20 protein-coding genes are annotated in these 25414 nt (G+C 47.1%); 17 read left to right on the top strand and 3 right to left on the bottom strand.

Annotated features, from left to right (window positions below):
- Window positions 1–8 precede the first annotated feature (8 nt).
- A complete protein-coding gene (locus NW212_RS05340) occupies window positions 9–338 on the top strand; it encodes a hypothetical protein (protein WP_258337609.1) in 330 nt (109 codons plus the stop codon).
- 597 nt (window positions 339–935) lie between these two features.
- Here NW212_RS05340 and NW212_RS05335 read toward each other — a convergent pair.
- Together NW212_RS05335 and NW212_RS05330 are read right to left on the bottom strand one after the other, a co-directional pair.
- Window positions 936–2297, bottom strand: coding sequence for a hypothetical protein (locus NW212_RS05335; RefSeq protein WP_258337624.1), 1362 nt, complete (start codon window positions 2295–2297; stop codon window positions 936–938).
- Between the two features lie 20 nt (window positions 2298–2317).
- The gene (locus tag NW212_RS05330) at window positions 2318–3562 is read right to left on the bottom strand and encodes a TolC family protein (protein ID WP_258337608.1); all 1245 of its coding nucleotides are present in this window, start codon (window positions 3560–3562) and stop codon (window positions 2318–2320) included.
- Between the two features lie 365 nt (window positions 3563–3927).
- On the opposite strand from NW212_RS05330, the gene NW212_RS05325 reads away from it, so the two are divergent.
- From NW212_RS05325 to rpmA, 3 genes are all read left to right on the top strand, one after another.
- Window positions 3928–4566 carry an HAD-IA family hydrolase gene (locus tag NW212_RS05325; RefSeq protein WP_258337607.1) on the top strand — a complete coding sequence of 213 codons (639 nt, stop codon included), beginning with the start codon at window positions 3928–3930 and terminating at the stop codon, window positions 4564–4566.
- Between the two features lie 215 nt (window positions 4567–4781).
- Window positions 4782–5099 (top strand): 50S ribosomal protein L21, encoded by a 318-nt coding sequence (rplU, locus tag NW212_RS05320; RefSeq protein WP_258337606.1) that lies wholly within the window; start codon window positions 4782–4784, stop codon window positions 5097–5099.
- Between the two features lie 21 nt (window positions 5100–5120).
- Window positions 5121–5390 carry a 50S ribosomal protein L27 gene (rpmA, locus tag NW212_RS05315; RefSeq protein WP_258337605.1) on the top strand — a complete coding sequence of 90 codons (270 nt, stop codon included), beginning with the start codon at window positions 5121–5123 and terminating at the stop codon, window positions 5388–5390.
- 90 nt (window positions 5391–5480) lie between these two features.
- On the opposite strand, the gene NW212_RS05310 is transcribed toward rpmA, so the two are convergent.
- Window positions 5481–6359: an AraC family transcriptional regulator gene (locus tag NW212_RS05310; protein ID WP_258337604.1), complete on the bottom strand. Its 879-nt coding sequence runs from the start codon at window positions 6357–6359 to the stop codon at window positions 5481–5483.
- Between the two features lie 172 nt (window positions 6360–6531).
- Between NW212_RS05310 and NW212_RS05305 the strand changes: the two genes are divergently transcribed.
- The 13 genes from NW212_RS05305 to NW212_RS05245 all read left to right on the top strand — a co-directional run bounded on the left by NW212_RS05305 (window position 6532) and on the right by NW212_RS05245 (window position 25394).
- Window positions 6532–7560 (top strand): aldo/keto reductase, encoded by a 1029-nt coding sequence (locus NW212_RS05305; RefSeq protein ID WP_258337603.1) that lies wholly within the window; start codon window positions 6532–6534, stop codon window positions 7558–7560.
- A 10-nt stretch (window positions 7561–7570) separates the two neighbouring features.
- Window positions 7571–8077 (top strand): PPC domain-containing DNA-binding protein, encoded by a 507-nt coding sequence (locus NW212_RS05300; protein WP_258337602.1) that lies wholly within the window; start codon window positions 7571–7573, stop codon window positions 8075–8077.
- Between the two features lie 6 nt (window positions 8078–8083).
- Window positions 8084–8668 carry a DUF2271 domain-containing protein gene (locus NW212_RS05295; RefSeq protein ID WP_258337601.1) on the top strand — a complete coding sequence of 195 codons (585 nt, stop codon included), beginning with the start codon at window positions 8084–8086 and terminating at the stop codon, window positions 8666–8668.
- A 136-nt stretch (window positions 8669–8804) separates the two neighbouring features.
- Window positions 8805–9407: a peptidylprolyl isomerase gene (locus NW212_RS05290; RefSeq protein WP_258337600.1), complete on the top strand. Its 603-nt coding sequence runs from the start codon at window positions 8805–8807 to the stop codon at window positions 9405–9407.
- Window positions 9408–9422: 15 nt separating this feature from the next.
- Window positions 9423–10268: an ATPase gene (locus tag NW212_RS05285; RefSeq protein ID WP_258337599.1), complete on the top strand. Its 846-nt coding sequence runs from the start codon at window positions 9423–9425 to the stop codon at window positions 10266–10268.
- A 16-nt stretch (window positions 10269–10284) separates the two neighbouring features.
- Complete coding sequence (locus NW212_RS05280) at window positions 10285–10986, top strand: SIMPL domain-containing protein (protein ID WP_258337598.1); 702 nt, start codon at window positions 10285–10287, stop codon at window positions 10984–10986.
- Window positions 10987–11147: 161 nt separating this feature from the next.
- On the top strand, window positions 11148–12929 hold the full coding sequence (rpsA, locus tag NW212_RS05275) for a 30S ribosomal protein S1 (protein ID WP_258337597.1): 1782 nt from the start codon (window positions 11148–11150) through the stop codon (window positions 12927–12929).
- Between the two features lie 172 nt (window positions 12930–13101).
- Window positions 13102–14760, top strand: coding sequence for a DUF6377 domain-containing protein (locus tag NW212_RS05270; RefSeq protein ID WP_258337596.1), 1659 nt, complete (start codon window positions 13102–13104; stop codon window positions 14758–14760).
- Window positions 14761–15237: 477 nt separating this feature from the next.
- Window positions 15238–18264 (top strand): TonB-dependent receptor, encoded by a 3027-nt coding sequence (locus NW212_RS05265; RefSeq protein ID WP_258337595.1) that lies wholly within the window; start codon window positions 15238–15240, stop codon window positions 18262–18264.
- A 21-nt stretch (window positions 18265–18285) separates the two neighbouring features.
- Window positions 18286–19836, top strand: a complete 1551-nt coding sequence (locus tag NW212_RS05260) for a RagB/SusD family nutrient uptake outer membrane protein (protein ID WP_258337594.1) — start codon at window positions 18286–18288, stop codon at window positions 19834–19836.
- 60 nt (window positions 19837–19896) lie between these two features.
- Window positions 19897–21417, top strand: a complete 1521-nt coding sequence (locus NW212_RS05255; RefSeq protein WP_258337593.1) for a SusF/SusE family outer membrane protein — start codon at window positions 19897–19899, stop codon at window positions 21415–21417.
- A 14-nt stretch (window positions 21418–21431) separates the two neighbouring features.
- On the top strand, window positions 21432–23234 hold the full coding sequence (locus NW212_RS05250) for a glycoside hydrolase family 66 protein (protein WP_258337592.1): 1803 nt from the start codon (window positions 21432–21434) through the stop codon (window positions 23232–23234).
- Between the two features lie 21 nt (window positions 23235–23255).
- Window positions 23256–25394: a glycoside hydrolase family 97 protein gene (locus tag NW212_RS05245; RefSeq protein ID WP_258337591.1), complete on the top strand. Its 2139-nt coding sequence runs from the start codon at window positions 23256–23258 to the stop codon at window positions 25392–25394.
- The last annotated feature ends 20 nt before the right edge of the window (window positions 25395–25414 follow it).

The raw sequence follows: 25414 nt of genomic DNA, 5'->3' as shown, positions 1-25414 counted from the left end.
AAGCCACAATGAAACCTGCTTATCTTATATTGACAGCCATTATTGCCGTCATTTGCACATCTTGCTCGAAAGAATCACTGATGGGAAAACTGCACGTGCGCTTCGATTCGGAGGACAATGAAAGACTTGTCACGATATGTGCCGTAGAAAATCCAAGCATCGTCCTCATGGAAAAAAAGGTTCCGAAAGAAAGCGATTTTGAGCTCTGCATCGGAAATTACGTAATAAGCATATTCAATGCCGACATCCTCTATTCAGATGTGGGGGTGCAGATAAGGCCAGACAAAACCACAAATGTTTCTTATTCAGCAGAGGGAATTAGCAGTGTCAGCTATTAAACGACCGCTGACATTATGGTAGTTCAAAGCCCTGAGAACGGCGTTTTCAGATGGCAGGCAGGAGGAGGCGGGAAACAGCGCAGGCTGATGCGCCCGCAAGAATGCAGCATGTCAGCAGATAAGGGAAACTGAAAGCAAAATAAGCATCACATTGCGGATTGTTGGACATGACAGCCGGAAAATCCTGCCATAGCCTGTCATTATAACAAACCGGAAACGGCGTTCGGAACCGCGCTTCCAGACAAAATAAAGCCGCATTTCATGCCACACAAATAAATGTTTCGTCATCCGAATCAAGATGTCCCGTCATTTCAGACAAAATACCTCGGTGTTTTGCCCGGAATGACGGGACATTTTTCGGCTATAACCGCCTTGTTTTTCCCATTTTCCTCATCCTTTATCCCTTTCAGAAGGCTTTCGGAGGGATAAATGCCCTGCATTTACCTTCAAAAGCCCTCTGGAAGAAAGAAAAATCACCAGATGCGGTTCAGAGAAAACGGCGTTTCCGCAACATTCTGAAAGCAAACCGGATATATCCGCATCACAAAGGCATACGCTCCCGAACGACGCCCGCCTGTATACGGTATGCCGGAAAGACTATGACGCATCCTGCTTTCCCTTAAAAGAATCCGCTATTTCTTTCCTTAACTTCCGCCAATACGGCATCCGTTTGAGTTCTCTCCGTATCGGCGCATCGTAAAGAAGGAAAAGCAGCAGCAGAAAAAGGCAGGCATAAATGACCCATCCATATATCTGCTTGATGCTCACCTCCATCATGCGCGACATGAAACCTTCCATATACTCACCCAATGCGAAAGGGGCGGAACAGCCGGAAGGCACATGGTCGATGGCCGAACCGTAGCGCGCCAGATTGTCTGACACGTAGTGCGAAAAGGCTTCGGTATAAATGGCAGCCCCCAGCACTCCTCCCACCACCATGTGCAGCATATTGAACACGCTCAAGGCTTGAAAAAAGTGCTGGAATGTCATGATTTCTTCCAGACAAACCATAAACGTCGCACTCAACACCGCGTATGCAAATCCGCGGCACGCCACCGGCAAATAGAGCTGCGAAATGTGGATGTCGGCAGAAAGCGTAAAGTAAAAGCCGACAAGATAGCACGTCAGGAAAGCGATGCCGACTGCAATCAGACGCAGGTAGCTGAAACGCCTGACATGCATCCACCAACAGGCAAACAGGCATCCGGCAACCGCTCCCGCCAGAATCAGCCAGTCAAGGCGGACACTGACCAGCGCTTCGTAGTGCATCACGTCTTCGTAGAACACTTCTTCAAGCACATGTTCCGTGGCAAGAAAAGCCTCGACCAGGGTAATGAGCGCAAGCACCGGAAGCAGGTTGCGGTAGGTCCACATCTTAGGCTCGAGGAAAGGATGGCGCACATGAAGCATACGCCCGACACACACCGCAAGCGTCAGCACAATGACCGCGGCCAGCACACGGATGACGGGGCTGTTCCACCAGTCATACCAGTCGCCATAACAGAAGAAAAAGGCCACCTCCAGCAGGAGCAAGGCCCAAAGCAGCCCGCCAAGCCAGTCGATGCCGAAGAGCGGAAACTTCTTCACGACGCGGAAATGCCGCGTGCAGACGGTGATGACCAGCAAATCGACCATCATCAGTCCCGCCACGAACCAGTGCATATACGTCCAATGATAATGATACATCAGATGGGTGGCGAGAAGATCGGACACCTGCATGCTGCCCAGAATAACGATATGCAGCATCGGGAAAAATACCGTAAAGTCACGCTTCGGCGTCATCCACAGCTGGATGTTCGACATGCACTCGAAAGTTCCCTGTATCTTGCAGATTCCCTCCACGAAACAAATCGCCCAAAGCAAAGGCAGAACCGTGACATGAGGAGCAGCCAGGTTGCACGCCAGCACGCCCGCAGCCGCCGCCGAAAGCAACGTCTTGTTGGTGAAGCGGAACTTCATCCGGAAAAGCAGGGGGAAATTCAAATGTCGGCACTGAGCTTGGTGTTTCCGGCATCCAGCATGTCGGTCAGCAACGCCAGATCGTTCCGGTAACGGTTGCTGGTTACACTGTAGTTTTCATTGGCAAGCTGCACATTCTTTTCCTGCGTCTTCAGTTCGGTAAAGGCCGTCAGGAAATCAGTATAGCTCGCCTGTACGGTATTCTCCACCTGTTCCTGCGCCAGTTCACGCGTTTCCTGCGCTCGACGTACATTCAACTTCGCCTGCTTCAGCTTGCGGGCATTCTTGAAGAGCGCCGAAAAGTTGTAGCTCACATTCACTCCCACATACCAATAGTTGAAGTTGTTGTCCAGCACAGGCACTTCGATGGTTATCGGTCCGTCCAGGTGTTCGGCTGCAAAGAGCGAGATTTTCGGCAGCCGTTCCGAACGTTCGCGCTTCACCAGCTGCTTGTTCACCTCAATGTCCGTTTCCGTCTGTTTCAGGGTGATGTTGCTCCGCATGGCAAGTTCCTGCCAGTCGCTTTCGGCCAATGCCTGCACCTCAGCTTCCAGCAGCGCGGAATCGGGCACCACAAGTGTTTGTTCAGACAGACGCAAGGCGGTCACCAGCCTGTGGTTCATGATTTTGCATGCGTCAGTCACCCTTGCCAGCTGCAGTTTCAGACTCTCCTGCTGAAACTCGTAACGCGTGATGTCATTCCGCAAGACAGTCCCCTGCCCACGCCTTGCCTGCATGTCTGCAATCACCTGCCGGGCAAGCTCAAGGTTCTTTTCCAATACCTTCGCCTGATTGTTCAGCTTATACAGGTCAAGATAATATCCGAGAAGCTGGAAGCGCACATCCTGCCGGTTCTTCTCCCAGTCCAGTTCCGCCTGCCGCTTTCCAAGCGAAGCCAGTTCGATGCCGCTGTTGACTGCACCTCCGGTATAGATCATCTGCTGCACTTCGAGTGAAAAATTATTTCCCCAATGAGGCATGTCTATCTTCATCGCATTACCGAAATCCCTGTCCCAAAGCTTGCCGTTTCCCCAGTAACTGCCTGAAACGGAAGCTGTGATATCAGGCAGCCGCTGATTTCTGGCAGCTTTCAAAGCCTCGGATGCAGCTTCTTTTCCCGTTGCATACACCTGCACGCTCCTGCTGTTCTCATCAGCAAGGCGGAACATTTCTTCAACGCCCATAACACGCGGCTGGGCACATAAATTCTGGCTGCATAGCGCTGCGACATACAACAGCACTATGAGCCTGTTCTTTTTGCTCATAAAATTGTATTGATTATATTAAAGAATGAATGAATAAGGCATAGCGAAAGAGGCTTGCGACTAAATCAAAGCCGCAACGCCCCAGAAGTGAAATTCGTGAATTTTATTCTTATAACGGACTATATTGAATCTCATATCGCCTTTAAATCTTTTGCGGGGCGAAATTAGCCAAAAAAGAAATAAAACGTAACTTTAGAAGCTTTCGTTTTTTGTCTATTTTAACAGTTTCAGCATTCCTGTTTAACTGTAAATAAAGACAAGCGCGAAGGCGTATTTCTTCATCTTCACGAGAGCCTGGCTTTTGAAGTTCGCCTCATTTTCCGTAACTTTGCCGGCCGAAACAAGCTTAACAAACCTAAAGACAAATGAAACGCTATCACACTTATCTTTTCGATTTCGACTACACGCTTGCAGACTCGTCAAAAGGCATCGTCATCTGTTTCCGAAACGTGCTGGAACGGCACCGCCACACAGGCATCTCAGACGAACAGATCAAACGGACCATAGGCAAGACTTTGGTGGATTCGTTTTCCATACTTACGGGCATCGGGGATGAAGCCATACTTGAAGAATACCGCAAGGAATACGTGAAAGAAGCCGACCGGTTCATGACCGCAAACACGCGTCTGTTTCCCGAAACGGTATCCGTATTGCAGGCTCTGAAAGAAAAAGGAGCCAACATCGGAATCATCTCCACCAAATACCGCTACCGGATCATGGAGCTGGCCAAAGACAATATTCCTGAAGGCATAATCGACCTTATCGTCGGAGGAGAAGACGTGAAAACCGCCAAACCTTCGCCCGAAGGCGTTTTTCTGGCTCTCGAAAATCTCGGAACAGACAAGGACACTACCTTATATATAGGCGACAGCATTGTAGATGCCGAAACGGCGCAGGCAGCCGGAATGGATTTCGCCGGCGTACTGCATGGAGCCACAACCGCCGAAGAGCTGGAAGCCTATCCGCATGTTGCCATAATGAAGGATCTCACCGAACTGCTTTAACCTGCACCTGCATACAACAGACAGGCAACACGGAATGCAAATAAGAACCCGACCCGGAAGAAAAAGCTATTTGAAGCATTTTTTTCGCCGCAACCTTTTGCCAAATCAAATAAAAAGCCTAACTTTGCAGCCGATTTATTCCGTGGAGGTAGACGAAGCAGCCGGAGAGAACGGTTCACCTTGCGGAGAAAAACCGTTTAAACATATAAAATAAAATGTACGTAATTGCAGAAATTAACGGTCAGCAGTTCAAGATTGAAGAAGGCAAGAAACTCTTCGTTCAGCACATGCAGGACGTAGAAGCCGGAGCAACTGTTGAATTTGACAAGGTTTTGTTGGTTGACAACAACGGTACTGTTACAGTAGGCGCTCCTACCGTAGAAGGAGCCAAAGTGGTTTGCGAAGTAAAATCTCCGCTGGTAAAGGGAGACAAGGTGCTCGTGTTCCACAAGAAGAGAAGAAAAGGTTACAAAAAATTGAGAGGTCACCGTCAGCAGTTCACTGAGTTGACTATCAAACAAGTTATTGCTTAATCATTTAAAACGTAGAAGAAAATGGCACATAAAAAAGGTGTAGGTAGCTCTAAGAACGGCCGTGAGTCAGAAAGCAAAAGATTAGGCGTAAAGATATTCGGCGGATCTGCATGCAAGGCCGGCAACATCATTGTCCGTCAGAGAGGAACTGTCCACAATCCGGGCAACAACGTAGGAATGGGTAGAGATCATACGCTTTACGCATTGGTAGACGGAACTGTATGCTTCAAAAAGGGAGGTCCCAATAACAGAAGCTTTGTTTCTGTAATTCCTTTCGAAGCTGAAGCATAAATTTTTCGGAAAAGAAATTTGAAAAGAGGTATGCCACGGTTCAATTCCGGGACATGCCTCTTTTTTTTGCCGCTCCGCCCGTTCCTTTTCTCACAGCTTCATCTGCGCCCTGTATTCGGAAGGAGTGCGTCCGGCAATCTTTTCAAATTGGGAAATGAAATACGTCACACTATTATATCCTGACTCGTAAGCGATTTGCGATACGTTCATCCCCGAATAAACCAGCAGCTTGCACGCATGTTCGATGCGTATTTCCGCAAGGCACCGGAAAATGCTCTTGTCCGTGCGCCGCTTGAAATACCGGCACAACGCCGCGGGATTCTGCCTGACATATTCCGCTATCTCCTCCAGCGTAATCTTTTCCTTGAAATGGTTATAAAGATACGCGTATACCTTGTCGACAGGCTCTTCCATGTCCGGAATGTGATTGGCGCGGTTGTATGCCGTGCCGGAAAGCAATTCCACATGCTGGCAGCTGTGCAGCCTTTCGAGCATACGGAACAGGCAGATAAGGCGCGAGGTGTATCCGCACGAGTCAAATGCTTTCACCATCTCCAGCATTTCGGCAAACAGCCCTTCGTCATAAAACCGGAGTCCGTACTGGCTCTTCTGCAACAGGTCATAAATAAGCCGGTAATCCGGCAGCTCTCCCATATTCCCGGGAAACACATCCGGCCTGAACTGTATGGCTTCGCCGGCACACCACTCGTCTTCCTGATTCCCTACAGAGGAAGGACGCAGCTTGGAATTGCACAAATGCAGATGCGGCACATTGCTCCCGATGAGAGCCACGTCGCCCGCCTTGTAGTCTGACACCCCTTCGCCCACAAACTGCTTGCCGCTTCCCCGGGTAAACAGCATAATCTCGAACTCCACGTGCTTGTGCAAAGGAAGGAGAAAGCGGGGATAGGACACATGGCTGCACGAAGTCGCCATGTCATGTATGATCTTACGTTCTAATACAGGCATACTCATTTTTTTATCAGCATGTAAATATAATGAATCATACTGCAAATATAGTGGAATCCGGTTTCTTTTTTTTATCCTAACTTTGCAATGTCAAACAGCAAACGGCAGGCAGCGGAAACGCCGGCAACCGCTGCCTCCCCATGCCTGGCAGAACTTTTAAACGCTTACAATTATGGAATATCGCAGATTGAACGGCTCCGGACTTTTTGTCCCGGCCTTGACTTTGGGAACTGGAACATTCGGCGGATCGCACGGCTTTGAAGGCTGGGGGCACACCGGCACTAACGAAGCAGCCCGGATGATAGACATGTGCCTGGATGCCGGACTAAACATGTTTGATACGGCAGACATCTACTCGCGCGGACTCTCTGAAGAAATCTTGGGAAAGGCTATCGCACAGAAGAGAAACAGACTGCTCATCGCCACCAAGGGAACTTTCCCCATGGGGGACGACCCGAACAGCAAGGGTGCCTCGCGCTTTCACCTGACAGAAGCCTGTGAGGAAAGCCTGCGCCGGCTCGGCACGGATCATATCGACCTTTACTACATCCACGGTTTCGACTCGAACACGCCGGTCGAAGAAACGTTGAGAGCTTTGGATGATCTGATAGCAAGCGGCAAAATACGCTATATCGGCTGTTCTAACTTTTCCGGCTGGCAGCTGATGAAGTCTTTATCCATCTCCGAACGCTACGGCTGGAGCCGATACATTGCGCATCAGGTATATTATTCGCTCCTGAACAGGGACTTCGAGTGGGAGCTTATGCCATTGGGAATCGACCAGCAAGTGGGCACTGTGGTCTGGAGTCCGTTGGCCGCAGGACGGCTCGGGGGACGTTACCGCCGGAACTGCCCCGCCCCGGAAGACGGACGGGTGGCACGCGGAGGTGCGCCGGTAAGGGACAACATCGTGTCTTACGAACGGCTGTACAATATTGTGGACGTATTGGACGAACTGGCGGAAGAAACAGGGAAGGCCGTAGCGCAAGTCGCTCTCAACTGGCTATTGCAGCGCCCCACGATATGCAGCCTTGTCATCGGAGCCAGCACCGAGGAACAGCTTCGCCAGAATCTTGGAGCCGTAGACTGGAAACTCACGCCAGAGCAGGTAAAGCGCCTCGATGCAGCCAGCCGGACACAAAAGCCCTATCCCTACTGGCACCACGACCAGCGGCCGGAGTTTTCATCCCAACTCTTTTGATTCTACCTGCATGAAAAAAATATCAGTATTCACCATGCTGCTTGCCGGACTGCTGTCTGCTTCGGCAAGCGCGCAAAACCTGCATGACATGTATACATACAAACAAATCGGCAACAGATACGTCGTCAGTATCCAGAACCGCAAAGAAATCGTCCGAGCCTTGACAGCGTTCTGCGATGAAAAAGGCATCAAATCGGGAACAGTCTGCGGCATAGGCGCAGTCAACGAACTGACACTTCGGTTCTTCAACCCGGAATCAAAGCAATATGAGGACAAAACGTTCCGGGAACAGATGGAAATAGCCAATCTGATCGGAAACATTTCGGCAATGGACGGAAAAACCTACCTGCACCTGCATGTGACTGCAGGACGCAGCGACTATTCGGCACTGGCCGGACATCTGCTTTCCGCCACGCTGAACGGAGCGGGAGAGTTTGTGGTGGAAGATTTCAAAGAAACCGTCACACGCACCTACAACCCTGCCATCGGACTGAACTGCTACAAATTTGACGAATAAAAAGATATGAAAGCCAGATTATTAGCCGCAATGCTGTTGCCTGCCTGCATTTGCATGCAGAGCTGCACCCCTTCTTATGCAAAAGAAGGGGCACTTGAAAACACGTCCAAAGAGTGCCTGGACATTTCGTTCAGATTCCAACGGGGAGGCATTGCCTCCAGCCAGTACGCCATCTGGATAGAGGACGAAACCGGCAGGCTGGTCCGCACGCTTTATGTTACTTCCTTTACAGCCAAAGGCGGATACGCCTACCGGAAAGACGCTGTTCCCGCATGGGTCCGCAAGGCAAAGCCGGCAGAAATGCCTGCCGACGAGATTGATGCCCTCACCGGAGCCACTCCACGCAACGGAACAGTAAACTACACATGGGACGGTACGGACGACAAAGGAAACCCCGTACCGAAAGGTACTTATACGGTCTTTGTGGAAGGCACGCTGTATTGGGAAAACAGGATTGTCTATTCCGGCAAAGTGAACTGGGGAAGCCAGACACAGCAGTCTGTCCCCATAACCTCCCGACGCTACGGCACTTCTCCAACAAACAAGGACATGATAACAGACTTGAAGTTTTTCCACGCCAGGAAGAAGTGATGCGGGATTGGGTTCCAAACCGTCCCCTGCAGCCTGATAAGAATGCTCAATTTTGCTCAAACTTTCCTTTCATCCCATTATTTTATGGCAAAATTCGTATATTTGCGCACGAAACATTTTTAATTCAGATTCATTCATGGAAAATAAGTACATCACGGTGGCATACAAGCTCTATGCCATCACTGACGGGAAAAAGGAACTGCTGGAAGAAGCATCCGCAGAACACCCTTTCCAGTTCATCTCAGGACTGGGATATACATTGGACCGTTTTGAAAAGGAAATTCTGGCACTGAACAAGGGTGACAAGTTCAACTTTACCATCCCTTGCGCTGAAGCATATGGCGAACGCGACGAAGACAACGTAAGACAGCTTCCGAAATCCGTGTTCAACGGACCTGACGGCAAGTTCGACAGCGACAACATATTCGAAGGCAACATCATCATGATGAACGACGGCGAAGGAAACCGCTTCTATGCAAACGTAGGCGAGATTACAGACGACAAGGTGGTAATCGACCTGAATCATCCCCATGCCGGAAAAGACCTGATATTTGAAGGTTCGGTAATCGAAATGCGCGACGCAACCAACAAAGAAATCGAACAGATCGTCAGCGCGATGAGCGGAGGCTGCGGAGGAGGATGCGAAGGCTGCGGAGGCGGTTGCGGCGATCACGAATGCGGCGAAGGACATCACAACGACGAAAGCTGCTGCGGAGGAGGATGCGGCCATTGCCACTAATCAGAAGATGAAGATATGATACTCATAGCCGATAGCGGCGCAACCAAGACAGACTGGGTGTTCGGTGACAGCGTCACCGGATCCCAGCCTATACACACACAAGGAATCAACCCCTTTCACCTGACAGAACAAGAGATTCGCCTGATCATTTCCGAGCAGCTGGTCGGACAACTCCCCTTCTCTCCGGAAAATATCTCTCACATCTTTTTTTACGGAGCGGGATGCACTCCGGAAAAATCCGCCGGCATCTTGCGAAGCCTGAATGACCTGTTCCCTTCGTGCCATGCTATCGAAGTGCAAAGCGACCTGCTGGGAGCCGCAAGAGCCTTGTGCAAGAACCAAAAAGGGATTGCCTGCATCCTCGGCACCGGCTCAAACTCATGCCTGTATGACGGAGAGAAGATTCTGGACAACATCCCGCCTCTCGGCTATATTCTCGGCGACGAAGGCAGCGGCGCCTGCCTGGGCAAACGGTTCATAAGCGACTGCATGAAAAGACAGCTCCCTCCGGAACTGCTTGAAGGACTGCTGGCCGAATTCAATCTCACCCCTTCCCTTCTGCTGGACCGCATCTACCGCGAACCTTTAGCCAACCGTTTTCTCGCCGGATTTACACCTTACATATATAAATATAGAAAAAATATACAGGTACATCATTTTCTCATCAGATGTTTTGATGATTTCTTCAAAAGAAATGTCTATCTTTACGGAAAAGAATGGCCGGTATCCTTTACGGGATCTGTCGCATGGTTTTTTCAGGAAGAAATAAACGAAAGCGCCGGAAAGTCTGGTTTCACCACCTCGCTCTATCTGAAAAATCCCATACAGGAACTGGCCAAGTATCATTTTAAAAACATTTAAACAAACATTTATCGTTATGAAAAGCTGGAAAATTGAAGCCTCTATACTGGCTCTGGGATTCCTCCTGCTAGGAGTGTTCATCAATTGCGGACTAAACAACTTCTCTGAAAAAGACCGCAGCGTAAACGTAAAAGGACTGGCCGAAATGGAAGTCCCTGCCGACAAAGTGACATGGCCGCTCGTATACAAAAGTCTGGGCAATGACCTGAACGCGCTTTACACGGACATCAAACGTTCGAACCAGACCATTCTGGAATTTCTGAAGGAAAAAGGAATAGATGAAAACGAAATCAGCGTAAATGCTCCTGACATTATCGACCAGAAAGCAGAACGCTACAGCAACAACGATTCACCTTTCCGCTATAATGTTACTTCAGTCATCACCGTAACGTCAAACAAGGTGGAACTGGTGAGGAAACTGATAAGCGAACAGGGAGAACTGCTCAAACGCGGCATCGCAATCACGGGCGGCGACTATCGCTACAATGTTTCATACGAATACACGAGCCTCAACAAGATCAAGCCGGGAATGATTGAGGAAGCCACCAAAAACGCACGCGAAGCCGCCGAAAAGTTTGCAAAGGACTCTGAAAGCAAGCTCGGAAAAATCCGCCATGCCAACCAGGGACAGTTCAGCATCAGCGACCGCGACGCCAACACACCCTATATCAAGAAGGTCCGTGTAGTCACTACGGTAGAATATTCGCTGAAAGACTGAACCTGAAACCGACAGGCGCACTCCGAAGCGCAAAAAATGCCGGAAAGAAGAAAAAAGGCTGCAAAGGTTTTAATATTCAAGAAATTGTTATACCTTTGCAGCCGATTTAGATCAATATAAAGTCTAACACAATTAGTTATTTAACAACTTATTTTTATTTAATGGAAAACTTAAAAGACGTACATCCTATTGAAGACTTCAACTGGGATGCTTATGAAAACGGTGAAACACTGTCAAGCGTAAGCAAGGAAGATCAGGAAAAGGCTTACGACAACACCTTGAACAAGGTAGGCGACCATGAAGTGGTTGACGGTACAGTTATCGCAATGAACAAACGCGAAGTTGTAGTCAATATCGGCTACAAGTCAGACGGTATCATTCCGTTGAGCGAATTCCGTTACAATCCGGACTTGAAAGTCGGTGACACTGTTGAAGTGTACATCGAAAACCAGGAAGACAAAAAAGGCCAGCTGGTTCTGTCACACAAGAAAGCGCGTGCAACCCGCTCTTGGGACCGTATCAATGCTGCGCTTGAAAACGAAGAAATTATCAAGGGTTACATCAAATGCCGCACGAAGGGCGGTATGATCGTTGACGTATTCGGCATCGAAGCATTCTTGCCGGGTTCTCAGATTGATGTGAAACCGATCCGTGACTACGATGTATTCGTAGGAAAGACAATGGAATTCAAGGTTGTCAAGATCAACCAGGAATTCAAGAATGTGGTTGTTTCTCACAAGGCTCTTATCGAAGCCGAACTGGAACAGCAGAAGAAAGAAATCATCAGCAAGCTCGAAAAAGGCCAGGTACTCGAAGGTACTGTCAAAAATATCACTTCTTACGGTGTATTCATCGACTTGGGCGGCGTAGATGGTCTGATCCACATTACAGACCTGTCATGGGGCCGTGTAAGCGATCCGCATGAAGTTGTACAGCTCGACCAGAAGCTGAACGTAGTTATCCTTGACTTCGATGACGAAAAGAAACGTATCGCTTTGGGTCTGAAACAGCTGACTCCGCATCCTTGGGATGCTCTCGATCCGGACTTGAAAGTAGGCGACCACGTGAAAGGCAAAGTAGTCGTTATGGCTGACTACGGAGCATTCATCGAAATCGCTCCGGGCGTTGAAGGTCTGATCCACGTTTCAGAAATGTCTTGGTCACAGCATCTGCGCTCTGCTCAGGACTTCATGAAAGTGGGCGATGAAGTAGAAGCTGTCATCCTGACACTCGACCGCGAAGAACGCAAGATGTCTTTGGGTATCAAACAGCTGAAAGCGGATCCATGGGAAACTATCGAAGAGAAGTATCCTGTAGGCTCTAAGCACACTGCTAAAGTACGCAACTTCACTAACTTCGGTGTATTTGTAGAAATCGAAGAAGGCGTTGACGGTTTGATTCATATCTCTGACTTGTCATGGACCAAGAAAATCAAACATCCGTCAGAATTCACTCAGATCGGTGCTGACATCGATGTAGTGGTTCTGGAAATCGACAAGGAAAACCGTCGTCTGAGCTTGGGTCACAAGCAGTTGGAAGACAATCCTTGGGATGTATTCGAAACCGTATTTACGGTAGGTTCTATCCACGAAGGTACAATTGTAGAAATGCTGGATAAGGGTGCTGTAGTGGCTCTGCCTTACGGTGTAGAAGGTTTCGCAACTCCGAAACATCTGGTAAAAGAAGACGGCACTCAGGCTCAGCTGGATGAAAAGCTCCCGTTCAAGGTGATCGAATTCAACAAGGACGCAAAACGCATCATCCTGTCACACAGCCGTATCTTCGAAGATGCAGCCAAGGCTGAAGAAAAAGCAGAAAAGAAAGCAAAGAAGGCTTCAAAGAAAGAAGAAGCTCCGCTGATCCAGAATCAGGCTGCCTCTACTACTTTGGGTGATATCGATGCTCTGGCTGCTTTGAAAGAAAAGCTGGAAGGCAAGAAATAATCGCTAGGATTATTTGACTGAAACATAATTGCCCGGCCATCCGTTTGCAGACGGATGGCCGGGTTTGTTTTTATAAACAAATCCAGCCTATAAATGAAACAGCAAATATCTTTCTAAATATATCTTGTTTTTCATATTTGTTTCTAACTTTGTATTTCAAGATTAAACAAAGATGAATAAAAGACTTTTCATAACCTTAATATATCTGACTCTCTCCATCTCTTTGTCTGCAAACGAAGAAATTAAGACATTGTTGCATGAACTGGATCAGGCATTGCAGCAAAGGCATATCTATGTGGAAAACAAAGAAAAGCAATTGTCATATTTGCAAGCCCGTTTCGAAGAATCGGACACTCAGGAACAACGCTACAAGATTCTTTCGAATTTATATGAAGAATATCGACTGTTCAACGCAGACTCGTCACTACATGTAGTAAGGGAACTTTATGAAACAGCACAAAGGACTTCAAACAAGGAATACATAGTCAACGCACGTTTAAACATGGCAGAAGTTTTGGGAGTCGCCGGCATGTTCACAGAAGCCCTAGACATACTCAAAGATATTCAAGTCCCCAATCTCCCCAAACATCTGCTTCCGTATTATTACCATATTTGCAGAACAATTTACGGATACATGGATGATTATGCCGTCACCCCTTCCCAGAAAAAATTATACAACGAACAGACCGACTTGTACCGCGACTCAATACTTACTGTAAACGACCCGGAATCAATAACCTTTCAGATTGTAAAAGCGGACCAATACAATGTACACGGCAAATGGGATGAAGCCATAAACTTGCTGGAAGAATATTCAAGAACGCACCCATTGCAAATTCACGAAAAAGCTATGCTCATGTTCACGCTTTCTGAAGCATACAAACTGAAGAAGGACAATGAAAATCGCAAACGCTGCCTGCTGGAATCATCCATTGCCGACTTGAAGTCGGCCGTTCGCGAATATTCGGCATTACGTGAACTGGCGGTCATACTCTACAAAGAAGGGGATATCGACAGAGCATATACATGCATAAAACTTTGCATGGAGGATGCCTCTATATGCAATGCACGCCTGCGGATCGTAGAGGTTCTGGAACTTTTTCCGGTTATCAACGATACATATCAAAAAGAAAAAGAAGCACAACAGGAGAAACTGAAAATCATGCTATACGTAATCTTTGCGCTGGCCTTATGCCTTTCGGGAGGCATTTATTATCTATACAAACAAATGGAAAGGCTGGCTCTGGCACGCCGCCAAGTTATCGAAGCCAACAACAAACTGACACAGGCAAACGATAACCTGCATAAGTCAAACTCCAAACTTCAGGATGCAAACCATTCGCTTGCAGAAAACATAACCCTTAAAGAAGTATATATAGGCAGATACATGGACCAGTGCTCCGCTTATATAGACAAGATGGATGAATACAGAAAAAGTCTGGGGAAAATAGCAGCGTCCGGCAAATTAGAAGAACTGTTTCAGAAACTGAAGTCGTCACAGTATATAGATGACCAGCTAAAAGATTTTTACGAGAACTTTGACGACACCTTCCTGCAACTTTTCCCTCATTTCGTGGAAGAGTTCAACAAACTGCTTGTCGAGGATGAACAAATTCATTTAAAAAACCCGCACCGGCTCAATACCGAATTACGCATTTTTGCACTTATCAGACTCGGCATAACGGACAGCATAAAAATCGCACAATTCCTTCGCTATTCGGTAACGACTATATATAACTACCGAACCAAGGCACGAAACAAGGCGAAAGGCAATCGCGAAGAATTTGAAAAAAACGTCATAAAGATAGGCTACAAACAAGAACCTGTATGAAAGCATATCTTCAGCCTAAAGACATATATCTCCATGTTATATATATCTGGCCTGAATATTTATATATTCAGGTTAGATATACAGAGCTCTCACAAACTGTCATTCTTTTCAGATGTCTTTCTGCTATTTTCGCAAGCAATCTCTCCCTTTTACCGCCTAAACCCACAACATTCATCAAAAAAGCATTCCGCAAAATTTCCAATGCTTAAACTTTCTCTTTTTTCTAGCCCACAGAATCAGACTGAGAAAAGATTTCTCAGAAATGTTTGAGAAAATGCTACAAAGGAACTACTTTTTTATTTTTACGCACAAACAGCAATAGGCTATAAACCAATATTTTATCAATTACGCCATAGTCATAAACACTACTTTTTTTATACACAAGCCTGATGTGTCATCTTTTATAAGATACCTTTGTGACACCTGATTCAAACATCAGGTAAAATCCTTTTTATCATCATTTTAAAGTCTAATTTTATGCAAAACAATGCTTTTATTTCTCTGAAGAAACGAATGCCTGCCCTGCTTGGATGTCTGCTGGTAACCGCCAGCGCATTCAGCCAAGAACTAACAATTTCGGGCACCGTACTTGATTCCGCCGGCGAACCGGTCATTGGAGCAAACGTTGTACAGCAAGGCACAACCAACGGAGCCGTTACCGATCTCAACGGAAAATTCTCTCTGAATGTTCCCAAAGGGAGTATACTTTTAGTTTCCTACATCGGGTACACCGACCAAAACGTAACAGTCAGCGGAAACCAACCCATCATCATTACATTGAAAGACAACACAGAGTTGCTTGACGAAGTTGTGGTGATCGGTTACGGAACCATGAAAAAAAGCGACTTGACCGGAGCTGTCGGATCTGTCGGATCAAAAGACATCCGTAACTCACCGGCAAGCAATATCGGACAAGCCCTGCAGGGAAAAGTAGCCGGACTCCAAATCGTAGACAGCGGAAAACCTGGCGACAATGTAACCATCCGGGTACGTGGCGTAGGTTCGATCAACGACAGCAACCCACTGGTCGTAATTGACGGGGTACCGACTGATTTGGGTTTAAACGCCATCAACATGGCAGACGTAGATCGTGTAGATGTCTTGAAAGACGCATCAGCAACCGCCATTTACGGTTCACGAGGAGCAAACGGAGTAGTCATGATTACCACTCGCAGAGGAGAAAGCGGAAAAGGAAAACTTTCATTCAGCGGCAATTGGGCGATACAGCAAATCACCAACCAACCCGAAATGCTGAACGCACAACAATATGCAGCATACAGCAACGATATGCTCTCTGCTGCGGGACAAGCTACCAACCCGTTATGGACTGATCCGAACAGCCTGACACAAAGCACGGACTGGCTAGACGAAATGTTCCATAGCGGTGTCACGCAAAACTATACGCTCAGTTATTCGGGCGGAAACGAAAAGTCGCACTATTATATCTCAGGAGGTTTCATCAACCAGACCGGTACCGTAGAAACGGTCAGCTACCGTCGCTTCACTTTTCAGGCCAACACCGACTCACAAGTGTTGAGCTGGCTGAAATTCTCAAACAACCTCACTTTCTCGACCGACCGAAAGAAACAGGGAACTTACAGCATTGCCGATGCCATGAAGGCACTGCCCACACAGCCGGTAAAAACAGAAGACGGCGGCTGGAGCTATCCGGGATATCCAGACTACGACAACCGCTCGCAAGCCAACTGGTACGGAACAATGCGCAACCCCATAGGACCAATGTACAACGACAGCAGCGAAACAGACGGATACAATTTTCTGGCAAACATCTCTGCCGAAATCAAATTCTGCGAATGGCTGCAATTCAAAAGCACCTTCGGATACGATGCTAAATTCTGGTACAGCAATAACTTCTTCCCCAAATACGACTGGACAGCTTCCGGCGAAACAGGAGAAAGCAGCAAGTATCAAAGCAGCGACAAATCATTCACCTATTTGTGGGACAACTATTTCACATTCAACAAGGATTTCGGGAAACATCATGTAGATGCCATGCTGGGAAGCTCCGCACAGTGGAACAAGTACGACTACATGAACGGAAACGTTGCCGAATTTCTCTTCGATGAGTTCAACCAACTCTCCAACGCCAAAAATATAACAAGCCTCACGGGAAGCATGAACGAATGGGCATTGCTTTCATACATGGCACGTGCCAACTATAATTTCGACGACAAATATTTCGTCACAGCCACAGTCCGCCGCGACGGTTCTTCGCGCTTCGGAAAAAACAACCGATGGGGAACATTCCCTTCCGCATCACTGGCATGGCGCATATCAAAAGAATCATGGTTTCCGAAAAACAACATCGTTTCAGACCTCAAGCTGCGCGCCGGATATGGCGTGACTGGTAACCAGGCTTCCATCGGAAACTACGACTTTGCCGCACTGTTCGACATACGCAAATATGCTTTCGGAGGAAAAGTGGTGGATGCACTGACAACAACCAGCTTGTATAATCCCGACATACGCTGGGAGGCTATTCATCAGGCAAATATCGGCATCGATCTGAGCCTGTTCAATTCACGCATCAACTTGTCGGTAGACGGCTACATAAAAAGCACGAAAGATATGCTTGTAGAAGCATCCGTACCCATCACAGCCGGATTCGATGAAACCGTTTCAAGCTGCAAGACCAATGCTGGGAAAGTAAGAAACAAAGGGTTTGAACTGGCATTGCACACCTACAACTTTACCGGAGGAGAATTCAACTGGGATACAAGCCTGAACGTCACCTACAACAAGAATGAAATTATCGACCTGAACAGCGATATTCCGATGATGCGGAACGAGCTGGGAGGCGAACACGTCACCCGGCTCGCCAACGGATTCCCCATCAATACGTTTTACGGATATGTGACTGACGGAATTTTCCAAAATCAGGAAGAAATAGATGCCCATGCCTTTCAAAGCACTGAAACCCGTCCGGGAGATATCCGCTTCAAAGACTTAAACAACGACGGAAAGATCAACGAGGAAGACCGCACCACTATCGGCGACCCGAATCCGAAATGGATATTCTCTATGATGAATAATCTAAGTTACAAAGGATTCGACCTGTCTATCTACCTGCAAGGGGTGAGCGGAAATGACATCTTCAATGCCAACAATATCAGCAATGAAGGCATGGCAGGAGCTGCCAACCAGACAACTGCCGTACTCGACCGATGGACAGGAGAAGGCACAAGCTATTCTATGCCGAGAGCCATCTTAAATGACCCGGCCAAGAACAACAGAAACTCCGACAGATGGGTAGAAAACGGTTCCTATCTCCGTATAAAAAACATCACACTGGGCTATAACTTCCCGAAAAAATGGACCAGCAAACTGACTTTGGAAAATGCCCGCATATTCATTTCCTGCGAAAATGTGGCCACCATCACCAGTTATTCCGGATTCGATCCGGAAGTGGATGTCAACGGCATCGACAACAACCGCTACCCTATTTCAAGGACATTCAACCTTGGCCTTAACTTCAATTTCTAACCTCCAAATGTAATGCCGATTATGAAACGTCTATTTTATATCTTTATTTCAGCCACACTGCTGACATGCTCATCTTGCAGCGATTTTCTAGAAAAATATCCGCAAGATTCGCCTAACGTAAATATGCCTGTCAGCGACGAACTTGCCATTGCCATGACCAACGGATGCTATCAGTCGCTCCAATCAATGAACCTCTACAACCAACGTATCTGGACACTCGACATCTGCGCCGGAAACAGTGAGGTAGGCGGCGACCCTTCTACCGGAACCGACGGCGTAGAAACCAAAGAAATCGCAAACTTCTATGCCACTCCAACCAACAATCTTGCCATAGGCGTATGGAGAGGGGGGTATACAGGCATCGGCAATTGCAACACAACGCTCCAAACGCTTTCAGAAAATACGGGAAACATCGCTCCCGACATATTGGAACGCTGTCTGGGAGAAGCCTACTTCTTGCGGGCACACTATTATTTCATTCTTGTACGCTGTTTCGGAGGTGTTCCCATACGTACTGTTCCTGCCGAAGTGGACGATCCCAAGGATATAGCCCGCAACAGCATTACAGAAGTTTATGACCTGATCATCAAAGACTGCAAAGAAGCTATCAGTCGACTTCCCCAGAAAAACGAACTGGCTCCGGCTGATTTAGGACGCGCCACAAAGGATGCGGCATACACCCAACTGGCGAAAGTGTATCTGACACTGGCATCATACGGAGATACTTATCAGCTGCTTGCCCCCGAAGAAGGATTCTTCCAAGCTGTCGTTAATCTCTGCGATCAGATAAAGGATATGGGATACGACTTGAGCCATTACGCTTACGCTGACCTTTGGAACGAAAATCTTATCAACAACAAGAACAGTGCCGAATCAATCTTCGAGGTTCAATATTCAGGCGAAAACGCAGGAACAGGAGGATTCTGGGCTAACGACGGACAAGCGTCATGGTGTTCTACCTACATGGGACCCCGAAATTCCGGATTCACATACGGATCATACGGATGGAACCAGCCCACCGATGAATTTTTCAATGCCTACGAACCAGGCGACATCCGCAAGGACATTACCGTTCTTTATGAAGGCTGCCCCAACTTTGACGGAAAAGAATATAAAGCCAGCTATGCTTTCATGACAGGAAGGAATGTACGCAAATTTCTTATCCCAATGTCGTTGAACCTGTATCAAGATGCAGAAACCAGCCCACAAAACTTCATCGTATACCGGTATGCGGATGTATTGCTGATGAAAGCAGAAGCATTGAACGAGTTGGGAGAAACCGCAAAGGCCCAAGAGCCGTTGAATATCGTCCGGAAACGCGCGGGACTGAACAACTATACAGGTACGGATAAAGAGGAAATGAAAGAAAAGATCATCCATGAACGCCGCATGGAACTGGCTTTCGAAGGCCACCGCTGGTTCGACCTTATTCGCATTGACGGAGGTGACTATGCGCTGAAGTTCTTCCAGTCAATCGGAAAGACAAACGCAACCAAAGACCGCCTGCTGCTTCCCATTCCGCAAGTGGAAATGGACGCAAACAAACTGATGGAACAAAACCCGGGATATTAAAAAGACAACTTGTTGCCCGAAACAGAACAAACCGTTTATAAATCATTTAACATACAGATTATGAAACTTAAACATATATTCGCACAAACGGGAATACTGTTAAGCGTAATTTGCCTGCTCACGTCATGCGCTGAAGAGCTGGCCGAACTTAACAAAGGAAACAATACATTAGTCCTGACTGCCGACAAACAGGAAATCAACCTGAAAGAATCAGATGCCACGCAGACTGCGGTCACTCTGAAGTGGACCAGCGGTACAAATTATGGCACCAGTGCCCGAATGAATTACAAACTGGAACTGAATAACACCGCCAACGATACGGAAACAGCACCTCTGTTTGATAAATCTTTCAACGACCAGGAGCTTTCGTACACATTCACCGTGCGAGAACTGAACGACTACCTGCACAATGCAAACATCAGCCTCAACTACGGAGAAACACTCGACGTACAAGCCAAACTTACAGCAGAAGTTTCCGGATATGAAGAATATACTCAAACGGCTTCTGTCACATTGAAAATAGCCACTTATGAACCTGTAGCTGAAACACTCTACCTGTGCGGCGACGCAACCGATGGCGGATGGGATGCAAGCCAGATGCAAGCTTTGGCTCTCGAAAATAACCAGCAACCCGGCATATTCAGCGTTGTTGCCCAACTGACAGCCGACAAGGAATTCAAGTTTTTCACAGAAAAAGATCTTCTGTCTACGGCTTATGTCCGGACTGCCGACAACGGAACAGAACTGACTGACGGCTCCGTATGCCCGATTGTCAAGAAAACAGACAACAGTGTGGAGGATCTGAAATTCACCGTCAGCGAAACCAACCTCTACAAACTGACAGTTAACCTGCTGGACAATACGCTAAGCCTGCAAAAATCGGAACCTCTTGCTCCAGCATATGATATGATCTATTTTGTAGGAAGCTTCAACGACTGGAGCTTTGATCCACTCAAAAAGGATCCTGTCAATCCGTTCGTCTTCCTTTACAGCCGCTACTTCGAATGGAAAGCAGAGGGAGAATTCAAATTCGGGACAATGGCGGGAAGCTGGGACAATATGTACATGTCCACACAAGACAAAGCTCCTTATACCGACCAAAATGTAAAACTGGGAGGAAGCGACCAAAAATGGGTTTTAAACGAAAATGAATGTGGAAAAATCTATAAAATACGCCTTGACATTACTGACGGAAAGGAAAAAATGATTATGAACCCGTTTACCCCTTATACAACAATCTATTTGGTAGGAGATGCCACACCAAACGGATGGGATATGCCGTCAAGCACATCAATGACCTTGCAAGACGACAGCCACACCTTGCAGTGGACAGGAAACCTCAATGCTGGAGAAATCAAATTCAGCTGCGACAACCAAGAAGACTGGATGGGCGCATGGTTCATGGCAGAAGAAGCCGGAGAAGAGCTCACACCGGGAGAACATGTCATGTATCTAATAGACAAGACAAACCCCGATTATGGATATGGTGCACTTGACAACAAATGGAAGGTCACAGAATCCGGAAGCTACACCATCACTTTAAATCAAGCAACAGAAACGCTTACCATCATTAAAAACTAAAACATACGTACACCATGAAAAAGATATTTTATTTAGTATCATGCTTCATGCTTTTTGCCTCATGCAAAGATGAAAACGCAACAACGGGAATCAATCCGTCAGACCATTCGGGAGGAGATGTGTCTGTCAGCATTACAGCCGGTCCAAAAATCCGGCTCACCACAGACAAAGCCTGCTACGCCCCGGGAGAAAACGTCCAGTTCACTGCAGAAGGACAAATCCCTGCCGGAACAAAAATCCGTTACCGTCAATTAGAGGAAGTGATTGCAGAACAGGACTATACCGGAAACTCATGGAACTGGGCTCTTCCGGAACAAGACTTTACCGGCTATATGGCCGAAATCTATTCGTCATCAAACGGTATAGAAACCATCTACGGAACCATTGCCATAGATGCTTCGAGCGACTGGAAACGTTTCCCCAGATACGGCTTTGTAGCGGATTTTGGAAAAAAGACCGATGAAACCATTCAAGACGAAATGAACTTTCTGAGACGTTGCCATATCAACGGCGTGCAGTTTCAGGATTGGCACAACAAACACCACTGGCCGCTTGGAAGCACGCACGACGGACAGGTTCTCAACATATACAAAGATATTGCCAATCGGGACGTATATGCTGAAACCATCGAAAAATACATCAACATACAACATACATATGGCATGAAATCAATTTTCTACAACCTCTGCTTCGGAGCCCTCGCAGATGCACGCGAAGATGGGGTCAGCGATTCATGGGGACTCTATAAAGACTATGCAGCCAAGACTCGCGACTCCCATGATCTGCCTGACGGATGGAAAAGCGACATTTACCTGACAGACCCGGGAAACCTTGCCTGGCAAAAGTATCTGGCAGAACGGAATGCAGACGTATATAATCAGTTTGATTTCGACGGGTATCAGATTGATCAGTTAGGCGATCGCGGAACGGTATTCAACGTATACGGAAAAGAAGTGGATCTTCCGGAAGGATACGCGTCATTCATCAAAGCAATGAAAGAAGCACATCCTGACAAACGTCTGGTCATGAATGCCGTAAGCAGATATGGAAGTAAAAATATCGCGCAAAGCGGAGCTGTAGACTTTCTGTACAATGAAGTCTGGGGAAAAGATGCCGACCGCACTGAAGCGAAATTCAGCCACCTCAAACAAATCATCGACGAAAATGCAAACTACAGTGGCAACCGACTGAATACGGTATTCGCAGCCTACATGAACTATAGGCTTGCCGACAACAAAGGACAGTTCAACACTCCGGGCGTACTGCTCACTGATGCTGTAATGTTCGCTTTGGGAGGGTCGCATTTAGAACTCGGACCGCACATGCTGTGCAAAGAATACTTCCCGAACAACAACCTGACCATGAGCGAAGAATTAAAGCAAGCTATTGTACACTACTACGACTTTCTCACCGCTTATCAGAATGTCCTGCGTGATGAAGGCACCCTAAACACATCAGTTGACCTTGAATCGGCCGACGGAAAGTTTACCGTCAGCCAATGGCCTCCACAAACAGAAACGCTATGCGTCATCGCCCGCAATCTGAAAGACAAAGATATCATCCATCTACTGAACTTCTCGCAGGCAAACAGCGACGAATGGCGTGACGACGACGGAACCATGCCGGAACCTATTCTTACGGAAAACCCCAAGTTCAGTTTCCGTCCTTCACGCCCAGTCAAAGGAATTTGGATGGCTTCGCCGGACTTTGCGGGAGGAGCGTTGTGCCCTATCGGATTCAAAACAAACGGCGACCGACTGGAAATGAAACTCCCCTCATTAAAATACTGGGACATGCTGATTATTGAATATAAATAACCTCATAATATTATTGACACCATGAAAATCAAACTTACACTTGCCGTTCTCTTGCTGGGAGCCATCACATCTCATGCAAAAGTTATCCAATCACCTAACGGACAAATATCAATAGATTTCCGGCTGAAAAACGGAATACCGACTTATAAGGTTAATTACAAAGAGATACCGGTCATCAAAGAAAGCAAACTGGGAGTGGAACTGCGTGAAGGGAACAACCTCATGGACGGGTTTGAACAAGTCAACATCTCGACATCTTCTTTCGACGAAACCTGGCAACCTGTATGGGGAGAAGTGAAAGAAATCCGAAACCATTACAACGAAATGGTGGCCGAGCTGAAACAGCCTGCAACCAACCGCTACATGAACATTCGCTTCCGTGTTTACGACGACGGAGTAGGATTCCGCTATGAGTTCCCGCAACAGAAGAATCTGGTCTATTTTACCATAAAGGAAGAACATACCCAATTTGCGCTGACAGGTGACCATACAGCCTGGTGGATTCCCGGCGATTATGACACGCAAGAATATGATTATACACAATCCAAACTGTCTGAGATACGCGGACTTCTCCGGAACGCAGTCACGTCGAATGCCTCGCAGACTGTTTTCTCAGAAACAGGAGTACAAACTTCTCTGCAAATGAAAACGGCAGAAGGACTGTACATCAACCTGCATGAAGCTGCACTGACAGACTATTCATGCATGCATCTCAATCTGGACGACAAAAACATGATCTTCGAATCCTGGCTGACTCCAGATGCAGAAGGTTACAAGGGCCGGCTTCAAACGCCTTGCCATTCACCTTGGCGTACGATTATCGTTTCAGACAATGCATGCGACATTCTCGCATCACATCTCATTCTGAATCTGAACGAACCTTGCAAACTGGAAGACACTTCTTGGATAAAACCCGTAAAATATGTAGGTGTATGGTGGGAAATGATTACCGGAAAAGGAACATGGTCATACACAAATGCCTTGCCGTCTGTCAAGTTAGAAAACTGCGACTACAGCAAACTCCCAAAGAATGGAACACATTCCGCCAACAACGATAATGTGAAACGCTACATCGATTTTGCGGCAGAACACGGATTCGACCAAGTATTGGTGGAAGGATGGAACATTGGATGGGAAGACTGGTTTGGCAATCAAAAAAATTATGTATTCGACTTCGTAACTCCCTACCCTGACTTTGACATCAAAGCACTGAACGAATATGCGCACTCTAAAGGTGTCCGGCTGATGATGCATCATGAAACTTCAGGCTCTTCCGTCAACTACGAACGGCACCTCGAAGCAGCCTACCAACTGATGAACAAATACGGATACAATTCCGTAAAAAGCGGATATGTAGGCAACATGCTTCCTTATGGGGAACATCACTACGGCCAGTGGATGAACGACCATTACCTGCATTGTGTAAAAGAAGCTGCCAAACATAAGATTATGGTAAATGCGCACGAAGCTGTACGCCCAACAGGTTTGTGCCGCACATATCCGAATCTGATAGGCAATGAATCTGCAAGAGGAACCGAATACCAAGCTTTCGGCGGAAGCAAACCTTTTCATACAACAATACTCCCGTTTACCCGTTTACAGGGGGGACCGATGGACTATACGCCGGGAATATTCGAAATGGACATTGAAAAGATCAATCCGAACAACCATTCGCATGTAAACGCAACCATAGCCAACCAACTGGCTCTGTACGTAACAATGTACAGTCCACTGCAGATGGCAGCAGATATCCCCGAAAACTATGAAAGATTTATGGACGCATTTCAGTTTATCAAAGATGTAGCTGTGGATTGGGATGACAGCAAATACCTGGAAGCAGAACCGGGCAAATTTATCACCGTTGCACGCAAAGCAAAAGACACTGGTAACTGGTTTGTGGGGTGTGTAGCGGGCGATGCCGAACACACGTCAAAAATTACATTGGATTTTCTGGATGCCGACAAGAAATATATCGCAACAGTCTATGCAGATGGAAAGGATGCCGACTACAAGACCAACCCTCAATCGTATACAATCAAAAAAGGAATCGTTACGAACAAAACCAAACTGAATTTAAGAGCTGTCGCTGCCGGAGGATATGCCATCAGCATCATAGAGGCAAAAGATACATCTGAATTAAAAGGCTTGAAAAAGCTCTGAACAAAGAGCAACTGACTAAA

Source organism: Bacteroides sp. ET225 (assembly GCF_024733745.1).
In the GTDB taxonomy this organism is placed as follows: Bacteria; Bacteroidota; Bacteroidia; order Bacteroidales; family Bacteroidaceae; genus Phocaeicola; species Phocaeicola excrementipullorum.
Note: the sequence above shows the minus strand (reverse complement) of the source record. Positions and strands in the feature narration are given on the sequence as shown.

Excerpts from the sequence above, each read along its gene's own strand:
- NW212_RS05340 (WP_258337609.1), top strand. The coding sequence starts at position 9 with ATGAAACCTGCTTATCTTATATTGACAGCCATTATTGCCGTCATTTGC.
- NW212_RS05335 (WP_258337624.1), bottom strand. The coding sequence starts at position 2,297 with ATGAAGTTCCGCTTCACCAACAAGACGTTGCTTTCGGCGGCGGCTGCG.
- NW212_RS05330 (WP_258337608.1), bottom strand. The coding sequence starts at position 3,562 with ATGAGCAAAAAGAACAGGCTCATAGTGCTGTTGTATGTCGCAGCGCTA.
- NW212_RS05325 (WP_258337607.1), top strand. The coding sequence starts at position 3,928 with ATGAAACGCTATCACACTTATCTTTTCGATTTCGACTACACGCTTGCA.
- rplU (WP_258337606.1), top strand. The coding sequence starts at position 4,782 with ATGTACGTAATTGCAGAAATTAACGGTCAGCAGTTCAAGATTGAAGAA.
- rpmA (WP_258337605.1), top strand. The coding sequence starts at position 5,121 with ATGGCACATAAAAAAGGTGTAGGTAGCTCTAAGAACGGCCGTGAGTCA.
- NW212_RS05310 (WP_258337604.1), bottom strand. The coding sequence starts at position 6,359 with ATGCCTGTATTAGAACGTAAGATCATACATGACATGGCGACTTCGTGC.
- NW212_RS05305 (WP_258337603.1), top strand. The coding sequence starts at position 6,532 with ATGGAATATCGCAGATTGAACGGCTCCGGACTTTTTGTCCCGGCCTTG.
- NW212_RS05300 (WP_258337602.1), top strand. The coding sequence starts at position 7,571 with ATGAAAAAAATATCAGTATTCACCATGCTGCTTGCCGGACTGCTGTCT.
- NW212_RS05295 (WP_258337601.1), top strand. The coding sequence starts at position 8,084 with ATGAAAGCCAGATTATTAGCCGCAATGCTGTTGCCTGCCTGCATTTGC.
- NW212_RS05290 (WP_258337600.1), top strand. The coding sequence starts at position 8,805 with ATGGAAAATAAGTACATCACGGTGGCATACAAGCTCTATGCCATCACT.
- NW212_RS05285 (WP_258337599.1), top strand. The coding sequence starts at position 9,423 with ATGATACTCATAGCCGATAGCGGCGCAACCAAGACAGACTGGGTGTTC.
- NW212_RS05280 (WP_258337598.1), top strand. The coding sequence starts at position 10,285 with ATGAAAAGCTGGAAAATTGAAGCCTCTATACTGGCTCTGGGATTCCTC.
- rpsA (WP_258337597.1), top strand. The coding sequence starts at position 11,148 with ATGGAAAACTTAAAAGACGTACATCCTATTGAAGACTTCAACTGGGAT.
- NW212_RS05270 (WP_258337596.1), top strand. The coding sequence starts at position 13,102 with ATGAATAAAAGACTTTTCATAACCTTAATATATCTGACTCTCTCCATC.
- NW212_RS05265 (WP_258337595.1), top strand. The coding sequence starts at position 15,238 with ATGCAAAACAATGCTTTTATTTCTCTGAAGAAACGAATGCCTGCCCTG.
- NW212_RS05260 (WP_258337594.1), top strand. The coding sequence starts at position 18,286 with ATGAAACGTCTATTTTATATCTTTATTTCAGCCACACTGCTGACATGC.
- NW212_RS05255 (WP_258337593.1), top strand. The coding sequence starts at position 19,897 with ATGAAACTTAAACATATATTCGCACAAACGGGAATACTGTTAAGCGTA.
- NW212_RS05250 (WP_258337592.1), top strand. The coding sequence starts at position 21,432 with ATGAAAAAGATATTTTATTTAGTATCATGCTTCATGCTTTTTGCCTCA.
- NW212_RS05245 (WP_258337591.1), top strand. The coding sequence starts at position 23,256 with ATGAAAATCAAACTTACACTTGCCGTTCTCTTGCTGGGAGCCATCACA.